Source organism: Vibrio sp. 1S139 (genome assembly GCF_041439475.1).
Lineage (GTDB): Bacteria > Pseudomonadota > Gammaproteobacteria > Enterobacterales > Vibrionaceae > Vibrio > Vibrio crassostreae_C.
The window spans coordinates 1-21706 of the sequence record NZ_JBGOOD010000060.1; the positions used below are offsets into that span (position 1 = coordinate 1).

Below are 21706 nucleotides of genomic sequence, written 5' to 3' on the forward strand. Positions count from 1 at the left end.
GCAGCTAAAGCCTGGGTCTCACATTACCCGATTGGAGTGCTTATTATCCATACAAGCATTTAAGAGGGATTCTCAACGCTTGGCAATTTCAGCTTAGGTCGGCTTTAGTGCTAAAAGTGGCAAGGTTTAGGCTTGGGTGGTCGCGTTGTTCACCACTTAATGCGGCTGATACCGCAATCAATCATCTAACCTTTTCATAGCTTTACGGTAAACATCGCTACGTTCGCGTTTTCCGACTGCTAAGACGGTTACAATGATGACATCGTCTTCAACTTTGTAGACGAGACGGTAGCCCGATTGGCGCAGCTTAATCTTATACATGTTGTCAGCTCCAGAGAGTTTTGAAGCCGGAACATGCGGGTTATCTAAACGCTCGATTAGCTTTTTCTTAAATTGTTGTTGAAGCGTTGAGCCAAGCTTTTTCCACTCTTTGAGTGCACTCTTTTTAAAGTCGAGTTTATAGGTCATCAATATTTACCGAAATACTCTCTTCAGATTCACGCTCTTTCGCAATAGTTAGTAGTTCAAGATCTTCGAGTCTGTCCATCATCATTTCGTACGCTTCGGCTGGTACGCAATAAAATGCTGGCTCATTTCGGTTCAGTACAGCAACAGGTTCACCGTAAGCACTAGTTGCAACTTTCATAGGGTTAGCTTTCAACTCAGTAATGCTTGCAGCAACATCGGCTAAAATTCTAGTGGTCATGTAATGGGTCTCTTAAGTGGTCTTTGTTTTGGTCATTTTAGCCTCAACCAAGAGGTATAACAAGTTGCTTAAGAATAATTCGCAACGCGTGGCATTTTTACTATGCGTTGGTTTATGTGTTTAAGGTATTATGCGGAGGCTAAGGTATTGGTTTGCTCACACCTTAGCAAGGCGTAAAGTGTCGATATCTTGGGATAATAGTTCTAGATACCTAATTCAGAATAGCTGCGTAAACCTTAATTTAGAGGCTCTTGAACCATGGTATTACTTATAGTTTGGTTGGCTATTTGGGTTTCTTCAGTCAAGCCACTTGCTTCTGTCGCCCGACGAACATACCGCATTAGAGTACAAAGTAGTTCGAATGGTTGGAAAAGTATTTTATTTTCTATATTGGCTCACCTTATCTTTGTTCAACTATTTAGCTTTCCTGTAGATAGTTGGTTTTACTGGGTACTTCCAGTACTAAATGTTTTGTTTGTTATGCACATGCTCTTGCTCTTGGATTTGGTTCTAGATCGTTATAGTGTGGTTGATACTTCACGTTTTACCCATCGTTCAATTGCACCTTTTTTGGTGTCATGTAGTGCATTTATTGCAATGCTTTTCTACTCAGCTTATCTCAATGATGCAATACTGAGGGGAGTATGTATTGCTGCTCTCTCAATAGGTTTGACAGGGTTTCTAGTAACTTATAGAAATGTAAAATAGGGTCATACAGCTAACAGAGTATCTTAGGTTGATAAGAACCAAGCAAACCACAAAGGGCGCCAATAACGGCGCCCTTTGTATTAGTTGGCAACGCTGTAAGTGTCGTAGTCGCGCAGTAAGAAGAGTGCGATACAGGCTGCGAGCATTGGCCAAGAGGCGAAGAACAGTAGGTTGTTGAACGGGTCCATGTATTTTCCAAAAGAGGAAAAGGTTGAGCCTGCATGAAGGACTAAAATGGCTCCGTAGGTGTACTTTTTCCACATGCCTACAACGAATGCGCCTAAAAATCCGAGCTGCGCGACACCCAGAGCCATCATCGCATTGTTCGAGATGTCGATGCCGTAAAAGCCAGACAGTACTTTTGTCGCGTGCTCAGGGACAAGGATCTTATCCAAGCCCCAGAATAAGAAGACGATAAAAATGCCGATTCTCAGCAGTAGTAGGCTAGTCGCCAGTTTGGTTTGAAGTGTCTTTTCCATGATATCCCTTGTGATGCATTCAATGATGCGATGATTTAAATGTTCATCAAAGGAGACCCATAGCCTTCGCGTTTTCTTTCGCGGTTTTTCAGTGGCTTATGTAACAGGAAATGTCTGGTTGGTTTGTTCCTCAACGTTATCGGACTCAAAATGCTGCTGCCTGAGTAAGCTGACAGTCAGGTTTATCGACATCGGCTTATAAAAATAGAAGCCTTGGATATAGTCGACACCGAGCTTAGATAAGATTTTCACTTGGGATTCATACTCGACACCTTCGACGATGACTTGCATGCCTAAGGAGCGTGATAGTTGAAGCATGGACTCTAGCAAAGGGAGACCAAAGCTGGATTCGTCGGATATGTTTTTCACAAACACGCGATCGATTTTGAGAATGCTGAACGGGAACTGTCTTACGAAATCTAACCCTGCGTAGCCTGTACCAAAATCATCAATCGCGACTCTGACGCCCCTGTTCGATAGCTTGGTTAGGTTGTCTCTAATTTTGACCATGTCGGCATCAGAACATTCACCATATTCGGTTACTTCAAAAACCACCTGCTTGAGGATCTCAGGGTGTCTTTTAAAGATGCTGATCACTTTGTTAGAGAAGTTACTGTTAGACACTACGTTGCGGCTGATGTTGACGCTGATGTACTTTGAGTCGAACACATCTTGATTGCTTTTCAACGTCATTAATACTTTGCGCAGCACGAAGTAGGTGAGCTCCTCAATTAAGCCTAAGCTTTCAGCAAGCGGAATGAAAATAGCCGGGGAGACGTTACCTTCAATTGGGTCGTTCCATCGTAATAGTGACTCACAGCCGACGATCTCATTGGTGTTTTGGTTAACGATAGGCTGCATGTGAACATGAAGGTGTTGGTTTTTTAGCGCACTTGAAAGCGAATATTCTAAGCTGCGTTGGCTCTGCTTTTTATGCTTGATGGAAAGGAGAATAATGGTGGTGATTCCGGCCATCAAAAAGCCAAACCATAAATAACTCAACATGAAGTGAAGATAAAACTGATACCCAATGTATGAGGTGATGGTCAATGGGTAGGTGTTTGATTGTATCCGCACCTTGGCGATTGATGAGTCAATATCGGTAGGGTGGATATCTCTTTTGATCACTTCAACTTTGGCCTGTATTCCATGGCTGCTCAGGTTTGTTTCAACAAGGTCATAGATGAAGTGTGGCGGAATCATCAGGCTCACTCCGGCATCTTCTTTGTTCGAGAAAATGAGCATGATGGACTGAACTTGCGTGATGGCCGAGTTGGAATACGACAGGGTTGTTAAATTCGGGTCGTCATTGAGTCGCTGCCTGATGGTGCTGTATAGGCGAAATGAAACGTCACCATCGGTGGTTGAACAGTAAAATCGGTTCTGTTTATTGAATACCGCTGCTTCTTTTACCCAATCGGCTTCAAAAACGTTTTGTCGAAGCTGTCTAACGATCGCGTCGCAAGACTGTTCAGGTCTAACTTCAGATAAAAAACGGTCGAACCTTGATTGGATCCTTTCTAACCTAGTTTCGACTAACCTTGATGTGTCTTCGGTTAATGTTTGGTAGTGATGTGGTGTAAAAGGAATGAGCATTGCCATGGAAAAAAAGAAAGAAATGGCAAAGTAAAATGAAGTCTTGGCAATGTTTTGGTACTTGATATCCATAGTTGGAGAAGCGTTACCGATTTATGTGAGCATTCGATTTAATTTATAAAGTTAACGATTACGTAGCAATGTAAATAATTAATATTGTGAATGCAGGCACGAATTATTGATATAAATAATATGTTTTCTAGTTTTACCAGCAAAATCTGAGCGTTATCTCATTTATTTGAGTTGGCGAGGCGTCATTTTTGATGATTTATGCGGATAACAAATGCTTATATCCTGATAAATTTTATTGTTATTTGCTCTGGCTGAATGAGCTAAATATTGAGCCACGTTTAAATAAATAAAGTCACGACACGATTCGTTTTGGTGGTGGCAGCATAAAGGATGATTATGACAAAACTGATATCAGCACTCATAGCGGTGTGCTTCTCATTCTCTGCGTTGGCCGACGAAGGTGTTGTTGATTGCGAGAATGCGATGAATACCATCGAGATCAATCAGTGTGCGGCAATTGAGTTGGGATCTGCACAAGCGGAACTGGATAAATACCTTGCAGCCAGCTTTGAGCACAATGCTTATGAAGCTCAGCTGGTAGCTTCAATTAAGAAGGCTCAGGAGAGCTGGCAGGCGTACATGACAGCACATTGTGACTCTGTTTACATCCAATGGCGTGATGGTTCTATTCGAGGGGTTATGGCGCTTTCCTGTAAGACAAGGTTAACCAAGCAGCGCACGCATGAGGTGTGGGCGAATTTCTTAACCTACATGGACAGCACGCCTCCGGTTTTACCAGAGCCTAAATTAGCGCCGTAGGCAGGTTTAAAATACGTACAGGACTGTGCACCTGCTTCAACCTTTGGCGGGCGAATAAGAAAGCGATAGGGGATTGGCCTACTCTGTCGTTCTTAGTTCTTAGTCTCCAGCTTGAAGCATTACAGCTTTAAGTATTACCTAGTAAGGAATCGATTTTGAATAATGTCAGTATCACGCTTATTCAGCTTGAAGTTGAATACAAAAACAAACAAAAGAATATAGATTCGGTCTCTGATCTTTTGCAAGCGGAGCCGTCAGTCGGTGATATTACTTTACTGCCTGAACTGTTCACGACTGGGTATATTTTTAACGAGGCTGAAGAAATTCACGAATTGGCTGAAGACTTCGCCGACAGCAGTACTATTGATTCATTAACGCAGCTTGCAGCGAAGCATGACACCTTGATTGTTGCAGGCATTGCCGAGAAAGATAGCGGCCAATATTACAACAGCGTCGTGGTTGTGGATGCTTCCGGTTTACGACACAAATATAGAAAAATCAGTCAAACCAAATTCGATAAGCAGTATTTCTCGAGAGGGGAGGAACGCCTCTCGTTTGAGCACAAAGGCTTAAAGTTTGGTGTCGCGATTTGCTTCGATATTTGGTTCCCGGAGATCATGAGAGAGTATCAGTCGGTCGACGTTATTCTCCATCCCGCGAATTTTGGTGGTCATCATAGCTTTGCTATTGCTCATGCAAGGGCTTTAGAAGAGGGGTGTCATGTCGTGACTTGTAATCGAGTTGGACAGGATGTGGTTGATGCGTTTACCGCGACTTATTGTGGTGGAAGCCGAGCCTACTCACCCAAAGGGGAGTTAGTGACTAAACTTAACGACAAGCAATCGGTAGAAACCGTGAGTATTCAAGATCCCTCGATTGCGCCGCAATACAATGGCGTCGATGTGTTAGACGAAATACAGCAAATCGCATCTGTGTTGAATCGCTAAGAAGATAAGTGAAGTGCATTAGGAGCGAAAAGGGCAAGGTTTTTTAACCTTGCCCTTTGTTGTTTAGATCTCTAAGAAGGCGCTTTAAATGGCTTTTACGCTGCTTCGTTCAACAAGAGTAGGTTCAAGTTCAACGACTTGCGGATAAGCATCTGGAGTTTGTAATCTGCTCAAAAGCGTATCCACTGCGGTTTTACCTAAACGATGTTTTGGCTGGTGGACAGTGCTTAACGCGGGTGTCATGTACTTCGACAGGTGGATGTCATCGTAGCCAATGATAGACAGATCATTCGGAATCGATGTGCCATCTTGCGCCGCAGCGTGAATCACGCCCATCGCCATCATATCGTTACTGACGAACAAGGCAGACGGCATTTCGCCACGAGTTTTCAATGTCTGATAAGAGTCAAAACCACCGTCACATTCAAAGTTGGATTCAACAATCCACTTAGGGTTGATCTCTAAATTGGCTTCTTCCATTGCTTGCTTGAAGCCTTGATAACGAGACGAAGCTTGATTACGGTGCAGTGGGCCAGTGATACAACCAATTTGAGAATGACCGTTATCTATCAAGTGGTTAGTTGCCATGTAGCCACCTTGGTGCGAGTTGTCTTGGATCTTATCGCTCGCAAACAACATAGGGCCCCAATCCATGACTACAACAGGCAGTTCTGGGTAGCGCTCGAATACATCGATATGTTCGCCTTCAAGGGTAGAACACATTAGCATCAGGCCATCGACTCGCTTTTGCAGCAAGGTATCGATAGAGGATTTCATGCGTTCGCTATCGCCTTCGGTGTTACACAAGATAAGGTTGTAGCCTTTTTCGTAGCAACGACGTTCCACACCTTTTACCACTTCGCCAAAGAATGGGTTGGTGGATGTGGTCACTAGCATTCCCAAGGTTTTGGTTTGCTTCATTTTCAAGCTGCGAGCCAATGCAGAAGGCGCATAGTTGAGTTCTTTAGCCGCACTGTTAACACGCTCAGCAATCTCTTCACTGACAAAGCGTGATTTGTTGATCACGTGGCTCACGGTAGAAGTCGAAACCTTTGCGAGCCGTGCGATGTCTTTCATTGTTGCCATAAAAAATCCTTGTGGGAATAACCTTCCACGTTGGGCGATATTCTGCCTGAAAACAGGGGCTTATTCTTGTTATTTGTTGTTACCGAATTTGAAGGCTAACATCCGTTAACCACGGTTTAGCTCAGAAGTTAGGCCTTCAAATAGGTATCAAACTAAGCAGACAGTTGCTCTGCCAAAAACGCATCGGTTTCAGCACGGCTTGGAATCGACGTTTGAGCACCAAAGCGTGTCACAGAGATAGCAGCTGCAGCATGAGCAAATTTAATCGCACGCTCAAGTGGCATATCTTCAAGCAAGCCTGTCACCAACGCGCCGTTAAAGGTGTCACCTGCGGCAGTTGTATCTGTTGCTTCAACACGGAAACCTGCGATTAATTCACCTTCGCTGGCTTCATTGCCTTGACCGCGATGACTCACCCACACGCCTTTCGCGCCTAGCGTGATCATTACCGTTTCTATGCCTTTAGCATGCAGAGCCAATGCAGCCTGATGAGCAGACGCGTTGTCCGTCACGGTAATGCCTGTCAGCACTTCTGCTTCAGTTTCGTTCGGTGTAATCACGTCAACACAAGCAAGCAGTGAATCCGATAATGGACGAGCAGGAGCCGGGTTTAGAATGACTTGCGTGCCACTCTCTTTTGCTACTTTCGCAGCGTATTCAATGCCTTCAATTGGCGTTTCAAGCTGAGTCAGCAAGTATTCAGCGCCGCGAATCTTCTCTAGATGCGGCTCGATTTGATCGCAAGTCAGCTTGTCGTTCGCTTCCGCAGAAAGACAGATGCTGTTTTCACCCGTTGCGGATACTTGGATCATCGCGATGCCAGTTGGCGTGTTGTCTGCCACGATAACACCGTCGATGTTGATGCCGTCTTTAGCGAAGTCTTGACGAATGTTGATGCCGAATGGGTCGTCACCGACACAGGCGATGAAGCCGATATCTGCGTTTAATCGCGCAGCAGCGACTGCTTGGTTTGCGCCTTTACCGCCAGGGATGACCTGATAGTTACCGCCAATCAAGGTTTCACCCGGACGAGGGAACGAAGGAACTTGCAGTACGTGGTCAGCGTTAACGCTACCTAAAACAATCAGTTGAGTCATGATACGAGCCTTATGATATATCGTATTTGAAAATGCATGGGTCTTTCTCATGGTGTTAAGTGCGCTCTCTTTTGTGAGCGGAATGAGAAACAGCGATGCACTGTCGGGGTTTGCTTTTGTTTGAGTCAGCGAGCCAATCAAAGCAGGGAGATAGGGAACTCCCTGCTTTATATCGCGTTACCTAGTAACGATTACTTAGCGATGATTTTTAGAGGTACTGGTACGTACTCGTCTACTGTTTCGCCTTTCAGTACTTTGTCTGCCATTTCGATACCTAGAGAACCGATTAGGTCAGGTTGTTGTGCAACTGTAGCGCCTAGTAGGCCGCGGTTAACAGCAGCGATGCCGTCGTCTGTGCCATCAAAGCCAACGATCATCACTTCTTTACCTGACGCTTGAACTGCGCGAAGTGCACCTAGTGCCATTTCATCGTTTTGAGCAAATACTGCTTGTACATCTGGGTTAGCAGCAAGCAAGTTTTCCATTACGTTCAGACCTTTAGTACGGTCGAAATCAGCAGGTTGGCTTGCAAGAAGCTCAAGGTCGCTGCCGTTTACTGCATTCATGAAGCCTTCACCACGTTCACGAGCTGCAGAAGTACCAGCAATACCTTCAAGTTGGATTACTTTCGCTTTTTCGCCCACTTTTTCCATGATGAAGTGACCTGCCATTTCACCACCGATTACGTTATCAGAAGCGATGTGGCTTACTACGTCACCACGGCTTGCACCACGGTCTAGTGTTAGTACTGGGATGTTTGAACGGTTAGCCATGCGAATTGCGTTAGACACGGCGTCTGAATCTGTTGGGTTGATCAGGATTGCCTTAACACCACGAATGGTTAGATCTTCAATGTTCGACAGCTCTTTGCTTGGGTCGTTTTGAGAATCCAGAACGATAAGCTTGTAGCCTAGCTCTTCAGCTTTCGCTTCTGCGCCATCTTTCATGGTTACAAAGAATGGGTTGTTCAATGTAGACAGAACGATTGCCATTGTATCTTGCGCCTGTGCAGACACAGATACTGTTGTAGAAAGAAGAGCAGCAGAAATAAGAGTCGCTAATTTTTTCATGGTGTAAGTCCTTTGTGTAGGGGGAGCTAAGAGGTGAGTCCTAGCTCGTTGTTACATTATTTATAGATTCTAATATTTTAAGGTAAAACAGGGTGTTACTTGTATTAACCTAGAGTGTGAATAGGTTTTATTTGTTTTTGTTGTCGACCAATACTGCCAGAAGAATAACCACTGCTTTTGCAATCATCTGGTAGTAAGAAGATACGTCTAGTAGGTTTAGGGCGTTGTTTAGGAAGCCGATAATCAGAGCACCAATCAATGTGCCCATGATACGGCCACGACCGCCAGCTAAGCTTGTCCCGCCAAGAACTACGGCTGCGATAGCGTCTAGCTCATAACCCATACCTGCGGTTGGTTGAGCAGATGACAAACGCGATGCCACGATGATGCCTGCCACTGCAGCTAGCAGACCACAGATTGCGTAAACACCGATTTTTACTTTGTCTACGTCGATGCCTGATAGGCGAGTTGCTGATTCGTTGCCACCCAGTGCGTAAACGTAGCGACCAAAGCGTGTGTGGTTAAGTAGGTACCATACTGCTGCGAATACCACGACCATGATCCATACTGGAACCGGTACACCCATTGCGTAGCCAGTACCGAACCAAGCGAATGCGTCTGCTGTGTCTGTGAAGCCTGTTGAAATAGGACGACCATCTGTGTAAACCATGGTTACGCCGCGAAGTAGTGTCATGGTGACAAGCGTTGCGATGAAGGCTTGAACCTTACCCTTAGCGATAATCACACCACTAATCGCACCTAATGCTGCACCTGCTACAAGAGCGGTTGGTACTGCGATCATCACAGGGATTTCCATGCCAATCATGCTGGCTGCGAACGCACCACAAAGCGCCAGTACAGAACCAACACTCAAGTCGATACCCGCGGTTAAGATAACCAGCGTCATACCTACAGCGATAATTGCGTTAACCGAGGTTTGGCGCAGAATGTTTAGGATGTTGTCGACAGTAAAGAAGTTCGGGTTTAAGAAAGAAACGACAACAATCAGGAAGAGCAAAGCAATCAATGACTTTTGATCAATCAGCCACTCTTTGCTGATTAACGGTTTTTTCTTTGGAGCTTCAGTTGTTTTGCTCATGGTTTTAGTACTCATGCTGCGTCCTCGTTGATCTTTTTACCGACCGCACACGCCAGTAATAATTCTTGGTTTGCTTCTTTAGCATCAAATTCACCGCTTACACGGCCTTCATGCATCACCATGATGCGGTCACTCATTCCTAACACTTCTGGCATTTCAGATGAGACTAAAATGATGCTCATGCCGTCGGCTTTAAATTTATTAATGAGTTGGTAAATCTCTTTCTTAGCACCGACATCGACACCGCGCGTTGGCTCGTCGAGAATCAGTACTTTTGGTTTGGTCATCAAGCCCTTAGCGATAGCCACTTTCTGTTGGTTACCACCAGAAAGGTTGCCAATAATCTGTTCGCGCGTCGGGGTTTTGATGTTGAATAGCTTGATGAAGTCATCTACTGCAATCACTTCGTCTTTATGTTGGATTTGACCGCTCTTTGTTAGTAGGTCAAGTGAACATAACGACATGTTTTCTTTAACAGAAAGCCCTAGAACTAAGCCATCGCCTTTACGGTCTTCAGAGATGTAAGCAATGCCATTGGCCAAGCCGTCTTTCGGGCTTACAGGGTTGATGGTTTTATTTTCTAGGTTGATGACGCCGCGTTCACTTGGAAGGGCACCGTAAATCACTTTCATCAGTTCAGTTCGGCCAGCACCCATTAGGCCAGATACACCCAGGATTTCACCGCGTTTTAGCGTAAAGCTCACATCGTGAACACCAGAACCCGTCAGGCCAATCACTTCAAGACAAGTTTCACCATGGCTCTGGCCGATACGTGGATATTGTTCGTCTAACTTACGACCAACCATCATTTCGATTAGGCCATCTTCGTCGGTGTCTTTTACTTCACACTGACCAATGAACTTACCGTCACGCAGCACGGTGATGTCATCACAAATCTCGAAGATCTCTTTCAAACGGTGAGAGATGTAAACAATGCCACAGCCTTCATCGCGCAATTCGTTAATCACCTTAAACAGAGATTCAGTTTCGGTATCGGTTAGCGCATCGGTTGGTTCATCCATGATGATGACTTTAGATTCAAACGATAGGGCTTTCGCAATCTCTACCATTTGCTGCTCACCAAGGCTCAACTGACCTAGAGGCGTTTTCGAGCTGTGTTTCACGTTAAGGCGTTTAAGTAGCTTGTCTGCTTCTTGGTACATCTCGTTCCACAAGATACGACCCATGGTGCCAGTGATTTCACGACCTAAGAAGATGTTCTCGGCGATGGTCAACTCAGGAATTAGATTCAGTTCTTGGTGAATGATGCTAATGCCTGCTTGTTGAGAATCACGTGGCCCTTTAAATGCAGCAGGTTTTCCTTGGTAGGCGATAGTGCCGCCGTCCAAGTGATAAATACCTGTCAGCACTTTCATGAGCGTTGATTTACCTGCACCGTTTTCACCCATTAACGCCATTACGCGTCCTGGATAAACGTTGAGGCTTGCCTTATCCAGTGCTTTAACACCAGGGAAGGTTTTCTCAATTGAGTTAAGTTCTAAAATGGCTTGAGTCATGTCGGTTCCTTTACTCGGGGCCAGTTGTATTTGATTATTCTGTCTATGTATTGTTTTTGGTTCAGTGATGACACTGAGCTGTCGTTGCGTTTTGCTTGAGCTAAAAGGTTACGCCAGCTTGGAAAATAACATTTGCGTATGGTGTGCATTCACCGGTGCGAATCACTGCACGGCTTTCATGCGTTCGCTGTTTGAATTCTTCATGAGTGATGTAAGTAATAGAAAGCGATTTGCCACAACGTGCTTCTTCTGTCTTGATTAAATCAATCAGCGCTGCGTGGTGCTCTGGGCTTACTTTCGCAAACTCTTCTGCAATCACAACGCCTTCGATTTGAGATTCATCCAGCATGGTTTTTACCGTTTGCTGAAAGCTTGGGACACCGTGAGTCAAAGCAAGATCAATACGAGTTACGTGGTCTGGAATCGGCAGGCCCGCGTCACAAATCGTGATTTCATCTGTGTGGCCAAGAGTCGCCACTAGGTAAGAGAGTTCAGAGTTTATTAAAGTACTTTTTTTCATATCACGACCTATCGAAAAATAACGCTTGATGGGTTGAGAACAACTCAAGAAAAGCCATCGAAACGTTTCGATAGTGATAATAGTGTCTGATTTATCATTTGCACGTTTGATTGTTTTAGAGTGTGATAATGATCATCGAAACGTTTCGATGGGGCGTTTTTTGGTGATCTTAGTCACCGCCATTGATTGCATAAATCCTTTTACGTGGGTTCAATCGATAGCGCATATCCGAACTTACTAATGGTAATGATCTGGACGTTGGATGCTCTTAATCGCGCGAACACATTGCGTAGGTTATAGACTACGTTTGCAAGAACATGTGGTGACGAGAGTTGTCCGTCCCAACACACATCAACAATATGCTCTCTTGAGATCGGTCTTCCCACATTTTCCAATAACAAGCAGAGCACTGCTAATAGGCGAGGGCGCAAAGTGATTTTGTTTCCTTGCTGGTTGGTAATCGTTCGAGCGTCGATATCAATGATTAAGCCGTTGAAGTCTATTGTGTGGTTCATCGTGTTTTCTGTTCGTCTTATTCTAAATTGTGGAGATTGAGCAAATTGGCCTGCTGTTGGAGCGGGTAATTATTTAAGTGTGCTAATGGTCGAAGTGGGCGGGTTAACTGACACGATCAGTGAGCCTATTACTTTTAAAGCCGAAGACAATACTTACCGATTAATTGCTGGTTACAAATTTAACCGCATTGTTTCGGTTGAAGCTCAATACACAGATTTTGGTGATATCGCCCTGAAAACGAAATCTGGTAATAAGGTTTTCACTTGGACACCTCAAATCTTTTCGGTAACGGCGAACCTCGGTTACACGTTTGATAATGGCATTCGTCCATTTGGCACTATCGGTCTGTCGACTATTGATCTAGACATGAAGCTTGCTGATGGCTCTCGCCCTTCAGGAGATGGTTTTGATGATTCGGGAGATGGCATCCGTATGGGTGTTGGTGTTGGATATACGCCACCTACAATGTCTTCGTTGAGCTTTCGCTTAGCGTACGAAGCCGATGCTTTTGATATCGAAGATTACGAAAACGGACACAAGACAGAAGATACTGTTGTTCTGGATTCTTTCTACTTAGGCGCAATGTACACATTCTAAGTTTCATACTTTGCTAAACGGTAAATCGGTTTCTAAATGGGGCGTCGGTTAGCTCAACCCGTTTAGCTAAAGTGGAAGGCCGCAGTTTTTGACTGCGGCTTTTTTATGTTTAACTCTAGGCTTCACGAATATGAGCGGTAACAGACACGATGGCATGGTCCGTACTGAATTGGTCGTGTTCAAAGCTTGGATTGGTGAGGTGATGGTCTAACACTGTGTAGCTAGAGATCTCCATCAAACTAGACGAGTTCTGACAATCAAACTCGTTCGACATCAAAATGTAGTCCAGTACAGACCCAGATGCGCCGTAGTAATGGGTTGGCTTACGCTGTTCAAGCAAATCTTCTTCATGTAGCTGATGGTAAAGATCCCAGCTGTCTTTTAATCGAAAGTGGGATAGCCAATGCTTGCTGTTTTCGTCTCGGTTGATTGAGTAACTCAACAGCCCTTTAAACTCATCATTAAATAGAGGCTTATTAAAATCACCCATCAACACAACAGGTTGATCGGTTTGGTAGCGTTGGTTGGTGATGTATTGATGCAGCATCTGAGCTTCTAGGCCGCGTTGGGCACTGGATAGCCAAGAGCCAAGCCGTTCTTGGTGAAAACGAGTGAGCGTGTCACTTTGTGGTTTTGCACCTTGCTGAGCGTTGTTCGTATCGACAGATTCTGCTTTTGGTTCTGTCGGACGTTGTGATTTGAAGTGCACCACATAACAGTCGGTTGAACCTAAATGGGGTAACGTAATCGTCGCGTGAACAGCTGTTCTGTTGAATGAGAATTTGTCGCCAAGGTTGAATGCTGTCAGTAACGTCGAATCTGGCGTAACAGGCTGAACGTTTTCAATAGGGTAACGGGAAGCAATACCAACGACAGGTGAGGTGTATAGGTAATCATCTTCAACGTGTGCGCTATCGACCACTGCAAAGTATGGATAACCTAGGTCGTTCATCAATTGCTCTAAAGACTGCGGGCTAAATATCTCTTGGAAGCCAATCACATCGCAATCTAATGAACGAATCGCTTCAGCCATCCAATGTTGCTTCTTCTGCCATTCTTCGAAGCTGTAGATGTTCTCAAAATCATAATAAGCATTCGGTGGCTCGAGATAGTTCAGAAGGTTGAACGTTGCGAATGTTATTTGGTTTGGTTTGTTCAAAGTGTCATTCCATTTAGACCTAGGCAGCAAGGATACTCCAGTAAAAGTATAGTTTGTTGATTATTTAGAACCTAAACTTCAATTTAGAAGCGAATCAAAGGAAATCTAAGCTGTGGAGGCTTGTGTCATTCAGGCTAAGCAATCAAAGCTCACTGCATCCAATAACTTCGAGCGGTGACGAGTAATTTGTAAATAAACCGTCAGAGATAGAGTGCTGATGGTTTTATTAGTTATTACATGATGTTAGATTTGAACCTATACTTGATTTAACGGCATGCATTCAAAGCCGATAAATCAACTTGAATATAGAATTCATGACATTTGAAGGGAGAGTCAAATGGGAACAGTTTTTCGACGCAAAGCCTCGCAACGCACTCAGTTTTTCAGGTTTAATTTGAAGTCATGTGCAATCATGTTGCCGCTTATAGCTTTACAACCCTCCGTTACTTACGCTTCTGAAACCCAATCAACTCCTGCTGTCACCGTTATTGAAACCACACAACTGGTTGGTTTTGGTGAAGCAAAATATCCAGCCGATTTCACTCACTTCGATTACGTTAATCCTGATGCGCCAAAGCAGGGCAAAGTGACCTATGGCAGCATAGGTACGTACGATAGCTTTAATCGATTCGGTTCCCGCGGCGTTGCTGCAAGTTATACCGGAGAGATTTACGATACCTTGATGTTTTCTCCGAGTGACGAGATTGATGCGTACTATCCATTGATCGCTTCAAAGGTTCGCTACTCCAGTGATTTCACTTGGATGGAAATCGACATCAACCCAAATGCTAAATTCCAAGATGGCGAGCCTATCACTGCGCATGATGTTGCCTTTACTTTTGACAAGTTCTCAACCGAGGGCGTGCCTCAGTATCGTGTGTATTACAAAGAGATTAAGTCAGTAAAAGCGGTCTCTGATTTGGTTGTTCGTATTGAAATGAACAGTCCAAACCGCGAAAAACTGTTTAGCTTCGCGCAAAGCACTCGTGTATTGCCGAAACATTTCTGGAAAGACAGAAAGCTGTCTGAGCCTCTAAGTGAGCCACCAGTCGGTAGTGGTCCTTATAAGATCATCAGCTACAAATCAGGCCAAAGTGTTACCTATGGTCTAGATGAAAACTACTGGGCAGCAGACCTACCAGTTAACGTTGGCCGCAATAACTTCAAGCAGGTGCAATACGATTACTACCGTGACGACACGGTAATGTTGGAAGCGTTCAAAGCAGGGGAGTTCGATCTTCGAACCGAGAATTCGGCTAAGTTCTGGGCTAACTCTTATACGGGCGCGAACTTCGATAAAGGCTACATCATTAAAGAAGAGATCAACCACGAGAAGCCTGAAACGACTCAAGGTTTCGTCTTCAACATTCAATCACCTGTGTTCTCGGATCCTAAAGTGCGTGAAGCGTTAACCTATGCGATGGACTTTGAGTGGATGAACAAGAACATGTTCTATGGTCAGTACAAGCGTACTCGTAGCTACTTCCAAAATACCGACTACGAAGCGAAAGGCTTACCAAGCGAAGCTGAAGTCGAGTTGTTGTCTCAATACAAAGATCAGATTCCACCGCGAGTTTTCACCGAAGAATTCCAACCACCCGTCACCGATGGTAGCGGTCGTATTCGTAGCCAAATGCGTACCGCTTTCAAATTGTTGAAAGAAGCGGGTTGGGTGCTGAAAGACAAAGTCATGACCAACGAAAAGACTGGCAAGCCGATGTCATTTGAGTTGTTGATTTACAGCCCAACCACGGAACGTATCGCAACGCCGGTTCAAAAGAACCTTAAGCGCATGGGTATTGAGATGAAGATCCGTACCATCGATACCACTCAATACATCAAGCGCTTGCGTGATCGTGATTTCGACATGGTTTCGTCGTCATTTTCCGCAAACCCTTATCCTAGCCCGAACTTAATGATCGTTTGGAACTCTAACTACATTGATTCTACTTACAATACTGCAGGTGTTATCGATCCAGTGGTTGACGCGTTAACAGAAGAAATTGCGCGTAACCAACAGCACCCTGAAAAGCTTCTTACACTAGGTCGTTCACTAGACCGAGTATTGCAGTGGAATTTCTACAACATCCCGCAATGGCACGTTGGCGAGTATCGCGTAGCAATGTGGGACAAGTTTGAGCGTCCAGATGTATTGCCTAAATACGATTTAGGTATCGATACATGGTGGATTTCAGAAGAGAAGGCGGCTTTGCTTCCTGAAAAACGTCGCTAGGAGTTAGTTAGCATGGCCGCGTATATATTTCGACGTTTATTGTTGGTGATCCCCACGCTGTGGGCGATCATCACCATCAACTTTTTCATCATCCAGATAGCGCCTGGAGGCCCGGTAGAGCAAGCTGTTGCTCAATTAGAAGGGCATAACTCTGGCATTATGGAGCGTTTTTCTGGTGGTGGACAAGAAGTTGATTTAAGTGAAAGTGATCAAGCGTCTGCCAGTGGCTATAAAGGCTCACGCGGGCTTGATCCTGAAGTGGTTGAAGAGATCAAAAAGCAGTTTGGGTTTGATAAACCGATTCACGTTCGCTACTTCGATATGTTGAAAAACTACGCGACCTTTAACTTTGGTGAAAGCCTGTTTAAGGGTGGTAACGTGATTGATTTAATCATCGAGCGTTTACCTGTCTCCATTTCCTTAGGGTTGTGGAGTACGTTAATCATCTATGTGATTTCGATACCCTTAGGCATTATGAAGGCGATACATCACGGCTCTCGCTTTGATATTTGGTCGAGCGCGGTGGTGATTGTCGGCTACGCGGTGCCGGGCTTCTTGTTTGCGATTATTCTGATTATCTTGTTTGCAAGCGGTAACTACTTCAGTTGGTTCCCATTGCGAGGGCTTGTGTCGAGTAACTTCGACCAGCTCAACTGGTATCAGCAAATTGGCGACTACTTCTGGCACTTAGCTTTGCCTATTTTCGCGATGGTCATCGGCGGCTTTGCCACACTCAGCATGCTGACCAAAAACTCCTTCCTTGATGAAATCAATAAGCAATATGTAGTGACCGCTCGAGCAAAAGGTTTGGACGAGAGCAGCATTCTCTACAAGCACGTTTTCCGTAACGCGATGTTGATCATTATTGCTGGTTTCCCGAGTGCATTTATTAGTATTTTCTTCACGGGTTCTATGTTGATTGAAGTGATGTTTTCACTCGAAGGCATCGGTCTGCTTGGCTTTGAGTCGACCATTCAGCGAGATTACCCAGTGGTGTTCAGCTCTCTCTATATCATGACCTTGCTTGGCTTGGTGCTGAGCATTATCTCCGACCTGACTTATACCTGGGTTGATCCTCGAATTGATTTTGAAGCGCGTTAATGGCGAACGAATAACAAGGTATTGATAATAAATGTTTAACAACCCTTTAGCTGAAGCTCGTTGGTTACGTTTTAAAGCAAATAAGCGTGGTTTTATCTCCCTTTGGATATTTACCATCTTGTTTGGCTTGAGCCTGTTCGCTGAAATCATCGCGAACGATAAGCCATTATTGGTTTCTTATGACAATCAATGGTTTGTGCCTGTCATTAATGAATACGCAGAGACAGAATTCGGGGGGGAGTTTGAAACCGAGGCTGACTATAAAGACCCGTATGTAATCGACCTCATTGAAGAGAGTGGCTATATCGTTTGGCCTATCATTCCTTTTAGCTACGACACTATCAACTTTGATATCGCAGGCGCGGTACCATCGGAGCCTGATTCGGTTAACTGGTTAGGGACAGATGACAAAGGGCGAGATGTGTTGGCGAGAATTATTTACGGCTTTCGTATCTCGGTACTCTTTGGTTTTGTTCTGACGATTGTTTCAAGTGTCATTGGTGTGGTCGTTGGTGCTACACAAGGTTACTACGGCGGTTGGGTTGACCTGTTTGGGCAACGTTTCATCGAGGTGTGGTCCGGAATGCCGACCCTGTTCTTGCTGATTATTTTGTCGAGTTTTATTGAGCCGAATTTCTGGTGGTTGCTCGGGATTATGGTGCTGTTTAGTTGGATGAGTTTAGTCGGCATCGTGCGAGCGGAATTTTTACGCTGCCGAAACTTCGATTATGTGCGAGCCGCGCAAGCCATGGGTGTTGATGACAAACGTATTATGCTTCGTCACATGTTACCTAACGCGATGGTTGCATCGTTAACCATGATGCCGTTTATTCTTTCAGGCTCGGTGACCACACTGACTTCGTTAGACTTCTTGGGCTTTGGTCTTCCTGCGGGTTCGCCTTCGTTAGGCGAGTTGTTGGCGCAAGGTAAAGCTAACTTACAAGCGCCTTGGCTTGGCATTTCTGCCTTCGTCGTGCTTTCACTGATGCTTACGTTACTGGTCTTCGTTGGTGAAGCGGTGCGTGATGCTTTCGACCCGCATCAACAGAAGTAAGGATAGGTTATGACTTCAAATACAACGCCTGCTTCTCCGGTTTTGACCATAGATAAACTGTCTGTCGGTTTCGGGCGAAAAAACTCGATAGAGCAAGTGACACAAGATGTCTCTTTAGAAATATACAAAGGTGAGACACTTGCTCTGGTAGGAGAGAGTGGTTCAGGCAAATCGGTTACCGCTAATTCAGTATTGAAACTGCTGCCTAAAGGCTCGTCACATTACTTAAACGGTAAGATTAACTTCTCTGGCACCGATATTCTGAGTTGTTCTGAAAGACAACTGCGCGGGATTCGTGGTGGTCGCATCGGCATGATCTTTCAAGAGTCCATGGTGTCGCTGAATCCGCTTCATAGAGTCGGAAAACAGCTTGTTGAAACCCTCGCGATTCACCGAGGTATGAGAACCAACAAAGCGCAAGCCTTAGCGATAGAATGGCTATCCAAGGTTGGCATTCGCTATCCTGAGCAAAAGATTTCAGCCTATCCGCACGAGCTATCTGGTGGAGAACGCCAGCGCGTGATGATCGCGATGGCACTGATCAATGAACCAGAGCTGCTTATTGCTGATGAGCCGACAACGGCTTTGGATGTATCGGTGCAAGCGCAGATCCTCGACCTTCTAAAAGACCTGCAGCAAGAGCTGGGTATGGCAATGCTTTTCATTACTCATGACTTGAGTATCGTTCGTAAGATTGCCGACAGAGTAGCAGTAATGAAAGATGGTCGCTTGGTCGAAAGTAACGACTGTCATACCCTGTTTAACGCGCCTGCTCACCCTTACACTCAAAAACTTATTAACTCTGATCCGAAAGGTTTGCCCGTTCCTGTGTCACCCGAAAGCAAACCGCTACTCGATGTAAATCAACTTCGTGTTTGGTTCCCGATCACGGGCGGTTTATTCAAGCGCACCATTTCTCATGTTAAAGCTGTGACCGACATGGAGTTCACTTTGAAGAAAGGGCACTCAATCGGTTTGGTTGGCGAAAGTGGTTCTGGTAAATCGACGACCGGTATGGCGATACTTAAGCTGGTAGATAGTGAAGGGTCAATCACCTACTCGAGTGAACAGCTTCAAGGTTTAGATCGAAAACAGATGCTTCCGTTTAGAAGCCGTATGCAAGTAGTCTTTCAAGACCCGTTTTCTGCGCTAAACCCGAGAATGTCGGTCGCTCAGGTGATTGGCGAAGGTTTGTTAGTGCATCAACAATTGGATGAGCACGAACTCGACCAACGCATCTGTGACGTAATGAAAGAGGTTGACCTCGATCCTGAAACGCGTCACCGTTACCCAAATGAGTTTTCTGGCGGTCAAAGGCAGCGTATTGCGATTGCTCGTGCTTTGATTTTAAAGCCAGAGTTTATCCTGCTCGATGAACCAACATCGTCATTGGACAGAACCGTTCAAGCTCAAGTATTGGATTTGCTGAAGTCACTTCAAGAAAAGTATGGCCTGACCTATTTGTTTATCAGTCATGATCTGAATGTCGTGAAATCCTTGTGTCATTACACCATCGTCATGAAAGCTGGCGAGGTAATAGAGAAGGGCGACACTGAGACTTTGTTTGGTAATCCGCAGCATGAATATACTAAGCAGTTGGTGAGTCTTTCGAATGTTGGTGGTGTTTTATAACGCAGAGGGTTTGTTTAAAACAAATGGGCTCTGGTTGAATTCAACATGGTCATTTCGTTGTTTTAAGATTACACTGCGCCCAATATTTCAGAAGTACATATTTAGGTAGAGGTCACCATGGACCAAGAACATTACGAAGACGCTGATTACGAAGGCCAAGAGCTGGGCGAAGAAGGCGAAGAGATTGAAATTGAAGCAATTGGTATTGATGTTTCATCACAGCCAATCGAGCTCTACAAAGTGTTTAAAATTGCTAACCTAGTGAGTGGTGGCGGCGAAGCTAAGCACATCATCTCTGAAGGCTACGTAGCGGTAAATGGTGAGCTAGAAACCCGTAAGCGTCGTAAAATGTACGATGGCGACTTCTTTGAATTCAACCAAGAATACTATGTAGTGGTGTGTGATCAGCCAGTACAAGAAGAATCAGAAAAGCCGAAAAAGAAAGAAACGCCTAAAAAAGAGAACAAGGCGAAGAAAGGTCAGTCTAAAAAGGATTCTAAGAAGAAGGAATCTAAGAAAAGCAAAGCAGAAATGCTAAGCGCAAAGGCTGAACCAAAGAAAGAGAAAAAAGAGAAGAAACCGAAAAAGAAAGCGGATACGCCAAAGCCAACACGTGATGACAAAAGCGGCCGTAATTCGATTGAGTTCTTCTAAGTTATAGCTCTAACCTACTGATCTAAAGCTATTCTTTCAAAACGCAAGCAACCTTAGACTTAGGTTTACGTTAAGAAAATATCAAAAGGCTCACTATTTAGTGAGCCTTTTTTGTTGGTGAAATTTAGCTTCTGGTCTAATTTCCTTTTTGATGAGCCACAAACTCTACAAACCTATCCCTGAGTGGGTTGTCACTCTCTCCATTCCAGATTAACCCGACAGGCCAAGTCGCGTGTTCACCTTCTAACGCAATGAATTCCACATCGGTGTTACTAATGTACTGCGCACTGCTGGGTACGATGGTGAAACCGATATTGGCCGAAACCAAGGCAAGCAGGGTGAGGATATCATCGGCTTCTTGTGTCTTAGATAAGTCGATTTTATTGGCAAGACAATATTGTTGAATCTGTCTGTCTAATCCGGGGCCACGGTGCTGAGCCAATTTTAGATAAGGCCATTTCGATAACTCAAAGAGAACCTGATCGTTACCTGGCGCTTGCTTGAGAATATCTTTGTGAACCGCAATCACAAGCGAATCATTGAAAAGCGTTAGGCTCTTTAAATCCGAGGAGTCGGGTATTCGATTGAAGCTGATATCGAGTTCATGGCTCAATAGCTCGTCGGTCTGCTGCTTAGAAGGTGTGTCATTTAAGGTGATGTGAACGTCTGGGTACTGTTGTTTATAGGCGGCAATCAGTTTAGGTGCTTCGTGATAATTAGATACGCCAAAACCAATGTTCAAATGCCCCTGAGTTCCATTCACTACGGAGCCTGAAAGCTGCTCAAACGAACCAAACGTTGGGCTTCGGGTAGTAAGGTTTTACCTGCGTGTGTCAGTTCTGCGCCGTTCCTGCCGCGAGAAAACAGACTCGCTCCTATATTGGATTCCAGTCGTTGAATCTTTTTGGTCAGTGCCGACTGAGTAATGTAGAGCTGCTCTGATGCCATACGATAATTGCCCGACTTAGCCAACTGACAAAACGCCTTCAGTAAATCAAATTCCATTCCGAATGCTCATTGAACTAAGAATATCTTTCATTATATGGAATTGAATCGATTTTTTATACTGAGTTCATACCAAATCAGATAAAGCGAAATTTGAGG

General features: G+C 44.7%; 20 protein-coding genes and 1 pseudogene. 8 read left to right on the forward strand and 13 right to left on the reverse strand.

What is annotated here, in order from left to right; translation table 11 throughout:
• Window positions 1-177: 177 nt before the first annotated feature.
• The 4 genes from ACED46_RS17325 to ACED46_RS17340 all read right to left on the reverse strand — a co-directional run bounded on the left by ACED46_RS17325 (window position 178) and on the right by ACED46_RS17340 (window position 3561).
• The gene (locus ACED46_RS17325; protein WP_005377002.1) at window positions 178-468 is read right to left on the reverse strand and encodes a type II toxin-antitoxin system RelE/ParE family toxin; all 291 of its coding nucleotides are present in this window, start codon (window positions 466-468) and stop codon (window positions 178-180) included.
• On the reverse strand, window positions 458-706 hold the full coding sequence (locus ACED46_RS17330) for a type II toxin-antitoxin system Phd/YefM family antitoxin (RefSeq protein ID WP_004730320.1): 249 nt from the start codon (window positions 704-706) through the stop codon (window positions 458-460). Before ACED46_RS17330 ends, ACED46_RS17325 begins: the two co-directional genes overlap by 11 nt.
• A gap of 788 nt (window positions 707-1494) precedes the next feature.
• On the reverse strand, window positions 1495-1893 hold the full coding sequence (locus ACED46_RS17335; protein WP_371722003.1) for a hypothetical protein: 399 nt from the start codon (window positions 1891-1893) through the stop codon (window positions 1495-1497).
• Between the two features lie 96 nt (window positions 1894-1989).
• Complete coding sequence (locus tag ACED46_RS17340) at window positions 1990-3561, reverse strand: EAL domain-containing protein (protein WP_371722004.1); 1572 nt, start codon at window positions 3559-3561, stop codon at window positions 1990-1992.
• Window positions 3562-3897: 336 nt separating this feature from the next.
• On the opposite strand from ACED46_RS17340, the gene ACED46_RS17345 reads away from it, so the two are divergent.
• Both ACED46_RS17345 and ACED46_RS17350 read left to right on the forward strand, forming a co-directional pair.
• Window positions 3898-4320, forward strand: a complete 423-nt coding sequence (locus tag ACED46_RS17345; protein WP_371722005.1) for a lysozyme inhibitor LprI family protein — start codon at window positions 3898-3900, stop codon at window positions 4318-4320.
• 155 nt (window positions 4321-4475) lie between these two features.
• Window positions 4476-5267 (forward strand): carbon-nitrogen hydrolase family protein, encoded by a 792-nt coding sequence (locus tag ACED46_RS17350; RefSeq protein ID WP_371722006.1) that lies wholly within the window; start codon window positions 4476-4478, stop codon window positions 5265-5267.
• An 84-nt stretch (window positions 5268-5351) separates the two neighbouring features.
• On the opposite strand, the gene ACED46_RS17355 is transcribed toward ACED46_RS17350, so the two are convergent.
• From ACED46_RS17355 to ACED46_RS17385, 7 genes are all read right to left on the reverse strand, one after another.
• Window positions 5352-6353, reverse strand: coding sequence for a substrate-binding domain-containing protein (locus ACED46_RS17355; protein WP_371722007.1), 1002 nt, complete (start codon window positions 6351-6353; stop codon window positions 5352-5354).
• 152 nt (window positions 6354-6505) lie between these two features.
• Window positions 6506-7450, reverse strand: coding sequence for a ribokinase (gene rbsK, locus ACED46_RS17360; RefSeq protein WP_017060857.1), 945 nt, complete (start codon window positions 7448-7450; stop codon window positions 6506-6508).
• A 191-nt stretch (window positions 7451-7641) separates the two neighbouring features.
• Complete coding sequence (gene rbsB / locus ACED46_RS17365; RefSeq protein WP_017060856.1) at window positions 7642-8520, reverse strand: ribose ABC transporter substrate-binding protein RbsB; 879 nt, start codon at window positions 8518-8520, stop codon at window positions 7642-7644.
• Window positions 8521-8647: 127 nt separating this feature from the next.
• Window positions 8648-9634 (reverse strand): ribose ABC transporter permease, encoded by a 987-nt coding sequence (gene rbsC, locus ACED46_RS17370; RefSeq protein WP_017060855.1) that lies wholly within the window; start codon window positions 9632-9634, stop codon window positions 8648-8650.
• Window positions 9631-11136 (reverse strand): ribose ABC transporter ATP-binding protein RbsA, encoded by a 1506-nt coding sequence (gene rbsA, locus ACED46_RS17375; RefSeq protein WP_371722008.1) that lies wholly within the window; start codon window positions 11134-11136, stop codon window positions 9631-9633. The genes rbsC and rbsA overlap by 4 nt, the downstream gene beginning before the upstream one ends.
• A 100-nt stretch (window positions 11137-11236) precedes the next feature.
• A complete protein-coding gene (gene rbsD, locus ACED46_RS17380) occupies window positions 11237-11656 on the reverse strand; it encodes a D-ribose pyranase (RefSeq protein ID WP_017060853.1) in 420 nt (139 codons plus the stop codon).
• Window positions 11657-11856: 200 nt separating this feature from the next.
• On the reverse strand, window positions 11857-12171 hold the full coding sequence (locus ACED46_RS17385) for a winged helix-turn-helix domain-containing protein (protein ID WP_017060852.1): 315 nt from the start codon (window positions 12169-12171) through the stop codon (window positions 11857-11859).
• Between the two features lie 85 nt (window positions 12172-12256).
• Between ACED46_RS17385 and ACED46_RS17390 the strand changes: the two genes are divergently transcribed.
• Window positions 12257-12769: an outer membrane beta-barrel protein gene (locus ACED46_RS17390; protein WP_240698121.1), complete on the forward strand. Its 513-nt coding sequence runs from the start codon at window positions 12257-12259 to the stop codon at window positions 12767-12769.
• 115 nt (window positions 12770-12884) lie between these two features.
• Here ACED46_RS17390 and ACED46_RS17395 read toward each other — a convergent pair whose 3' ends face one another.
• Complete coding sequence (locus ACED46_RS17395; protein WP_371722009.1) at window positions 12885-13928, reverse strand: endonuclease/exonuclease/phosphatase family protein; 1044 nt, start codon at window positions 13926-13928, stop codon at window positions 12885-12887.
• A 337-nt stretch (window positions 13929-14265) separates the two neighbouring features.
• Here ACED46_RS17395 and ACED46_RS17400 point away from each other — a divergent pair, with 337 nt between their 5' ends.
• From ACED46_RS17400 to ACED46_RS17420, 5 genes are all read left to right on the forward strand, one after another.
• Window positions 14266-16161, forward strand: coding sequence for an extracellular solute-binding protein (locus ACED46_RS17400; protein ID WP_017068488.1), 1896 nt, complete (start codon window positions 14266-14268; stop codon window positions 16159-16161).
• Window positions 16162-16173: 12 nt separating this feature from the next.
• Window positions 16174-17262, forward strand: a complete 1089-nt coding sequence (locus ACED46_RS17405) for a microcin C ABC transporter permease YejB (RefSeq protein ID WP_004730359.1) — start codon at window positions 16174-16176, stop codon at window positions 17260-17262.
• A gap of 31 nt (window positions 17263-17293) precedes the next feature.
• Entirely contained in the window at window positions 17294-18316 is a 1023-nt protein-coding gene (locus ACED46_RS17410; RefSeq protein ID WP_017068487.1) for an ABC transporter permease, read from the forward strand.
• Between the two features lie 9 nt (window positions 18317-18325).
• Window positions 18326-19948 carry a microcin C ABC transporter ATP-binding protein YejF gene (yejF, locus tag ACED46_RS17415; RefSeq protein WP_371722010.1) on the forward strand — a complete coding sequence of 541 codons (1623 nt, stop codon included), beginning with the start codon at window positions 18326-18328 and terminating at the stop codon, window positions 19946-19948.
• Window positions 19949-20065: 117 nt separating this feature from the next.
• The gene (locus tag ACED46_RS17420) at window positions 20066-20602 is read left to right on the forward strand and encodes an RNA-binding S4 domain-containing protein (RefSeq protein ID WP_017064730.1); all 537 of its coding nucleotides are present in this window, start codon (window positions 20066-20068) and stop codon (window positions 20600-20602) included.
• A gap of 136 nt (window positions 20603-20738) precedes the next feature.
• Here the strand turns inward: ACED46_RS17420 and ACED46_RS17425 are convergent.
• A pseudogene (locus ACED46_RS17425) lies at window positions 20739-21607 on the reverse strand (LysR family transcriptional regulator).
• Window positions 21608-21706 lie beyond the last annotated feature (99 nt).

Coding starts and splice junctions, on each gene's coding strand:
- yejF (WP_371722010.1), top strand. CDS start 18,326: ATGACTTCAAATACAACGCCTGCTTCTCCGGTTTTGACCATAGATAAA.
- ACED46_RS17335 (WP_371722003.1), bottom strand. CDS start 1,893: ATGGAAAAGACACTTCAAACCAAACTGGCGACTAGCCTACTACTGCTG.
- rbsB (WP_017060856.1), bottom strand. CDS start 8,520: ATGAAAAAATTAGCGACTCTTATTTCTGCTGCTCTTCTTTCTACAACA.
- ACED46_RS17345 (WP_371722005.1), top strand. CDS start 3,898: ATGACAAAACTGATATCAGCACTCATAGCGGTGTGCTTCTCATTCTCT.
- ACED46_RS17390 (WP_240698121.1), top strand. CDS start 12,257: ATGGTCGAAGTGGGCGGGTTAACTGACACGATCAGTGAGCCTATTACT.
- ACED46_RS17330 (WP_004730320.1), bottom strand. CDS start 706: ATGACCACTAGAATTTTAGCCGATGTTGCTGCAAGCATTACTGAGTTG.
- ACED46_RS17400 (WP_017068488.1), top strand. CDS start 14,266: ATGGGAACAGTTTTTCGACGCAAAGCCTCGCAACGCACTCAGTTTTTC.
- ACED46_RS17340 (WP_371722004.1), bottom strand. CDS start 3,561: ATGGATATCAAGTACCAAAACATTGCCAAGACTTCATTTTACTTTGCC.
- ACED46_RS17385 (WP_017060852.1), bottom strand. CDS start 12,171: ATGAACCACACAATAGACTTCAACGGCTTAATCATTGATATCGACGCT.
- rbsD (WP_017060853.1), bottom strand. CDS start 11,656: ATGAAAAAAAGTACTTTAATAAACTCTGAACTCTCTTACCTAGTGGCG.
- rbsK (WP_017060857.1), bottom strand. CDS start 7,450: ATGACTCAACTGATTGTTTTAGGTAGCGTTAACGCTGACCACGTACTG.
- ACED46_RS17410 (WP_017068487.1), top strand. CDS start 17,294: ATGTTTAACAACCCTTTAGCTGAAGCTCGTTGGTTACGTTTTAAAGCA.
- ACED46_RS17405 (WP_004730359.1), top strand. CDS start 16,174: ATGGCCGCGTATATATTTCGACGTTTATTGTTGGTGATCCCCACGCTG.
- rbsC (WP_017060855.1), bottom strand. CDS start 9,634: ATGAGTACTAAAACCATGAGCAAAACAACTGAAGCTCCAAAGAAAAAA.
- ACED46_RS17355 (WP_371722007.1), bottom strand. CDS start 6,353: ATGGCAACAATGAAAGACATCGCACGGCTCGCAAAGGTTTCGACTTCT.
- rbsA (WP_371722008.1), bottom strand. CDS start 11,136: ATGACTCAAGCCATTTTAGAACTTAACTCAATTGAGAAAACCTTCCCT.
- ACED46_RS17420 (WP_017064730.1), top strand. CDS start 20,066: ATGGACCAAGAACATTACGAAGACGCTGATTACGAAGGCCAAGAGCTG.
- ACED46_RS17325 (WP_005377002.1), bottom strand. CDS start 468: ATGACCTATAAACTCGACTTTAAAAAGAGTGCACTCAAAGAGTGGAAA.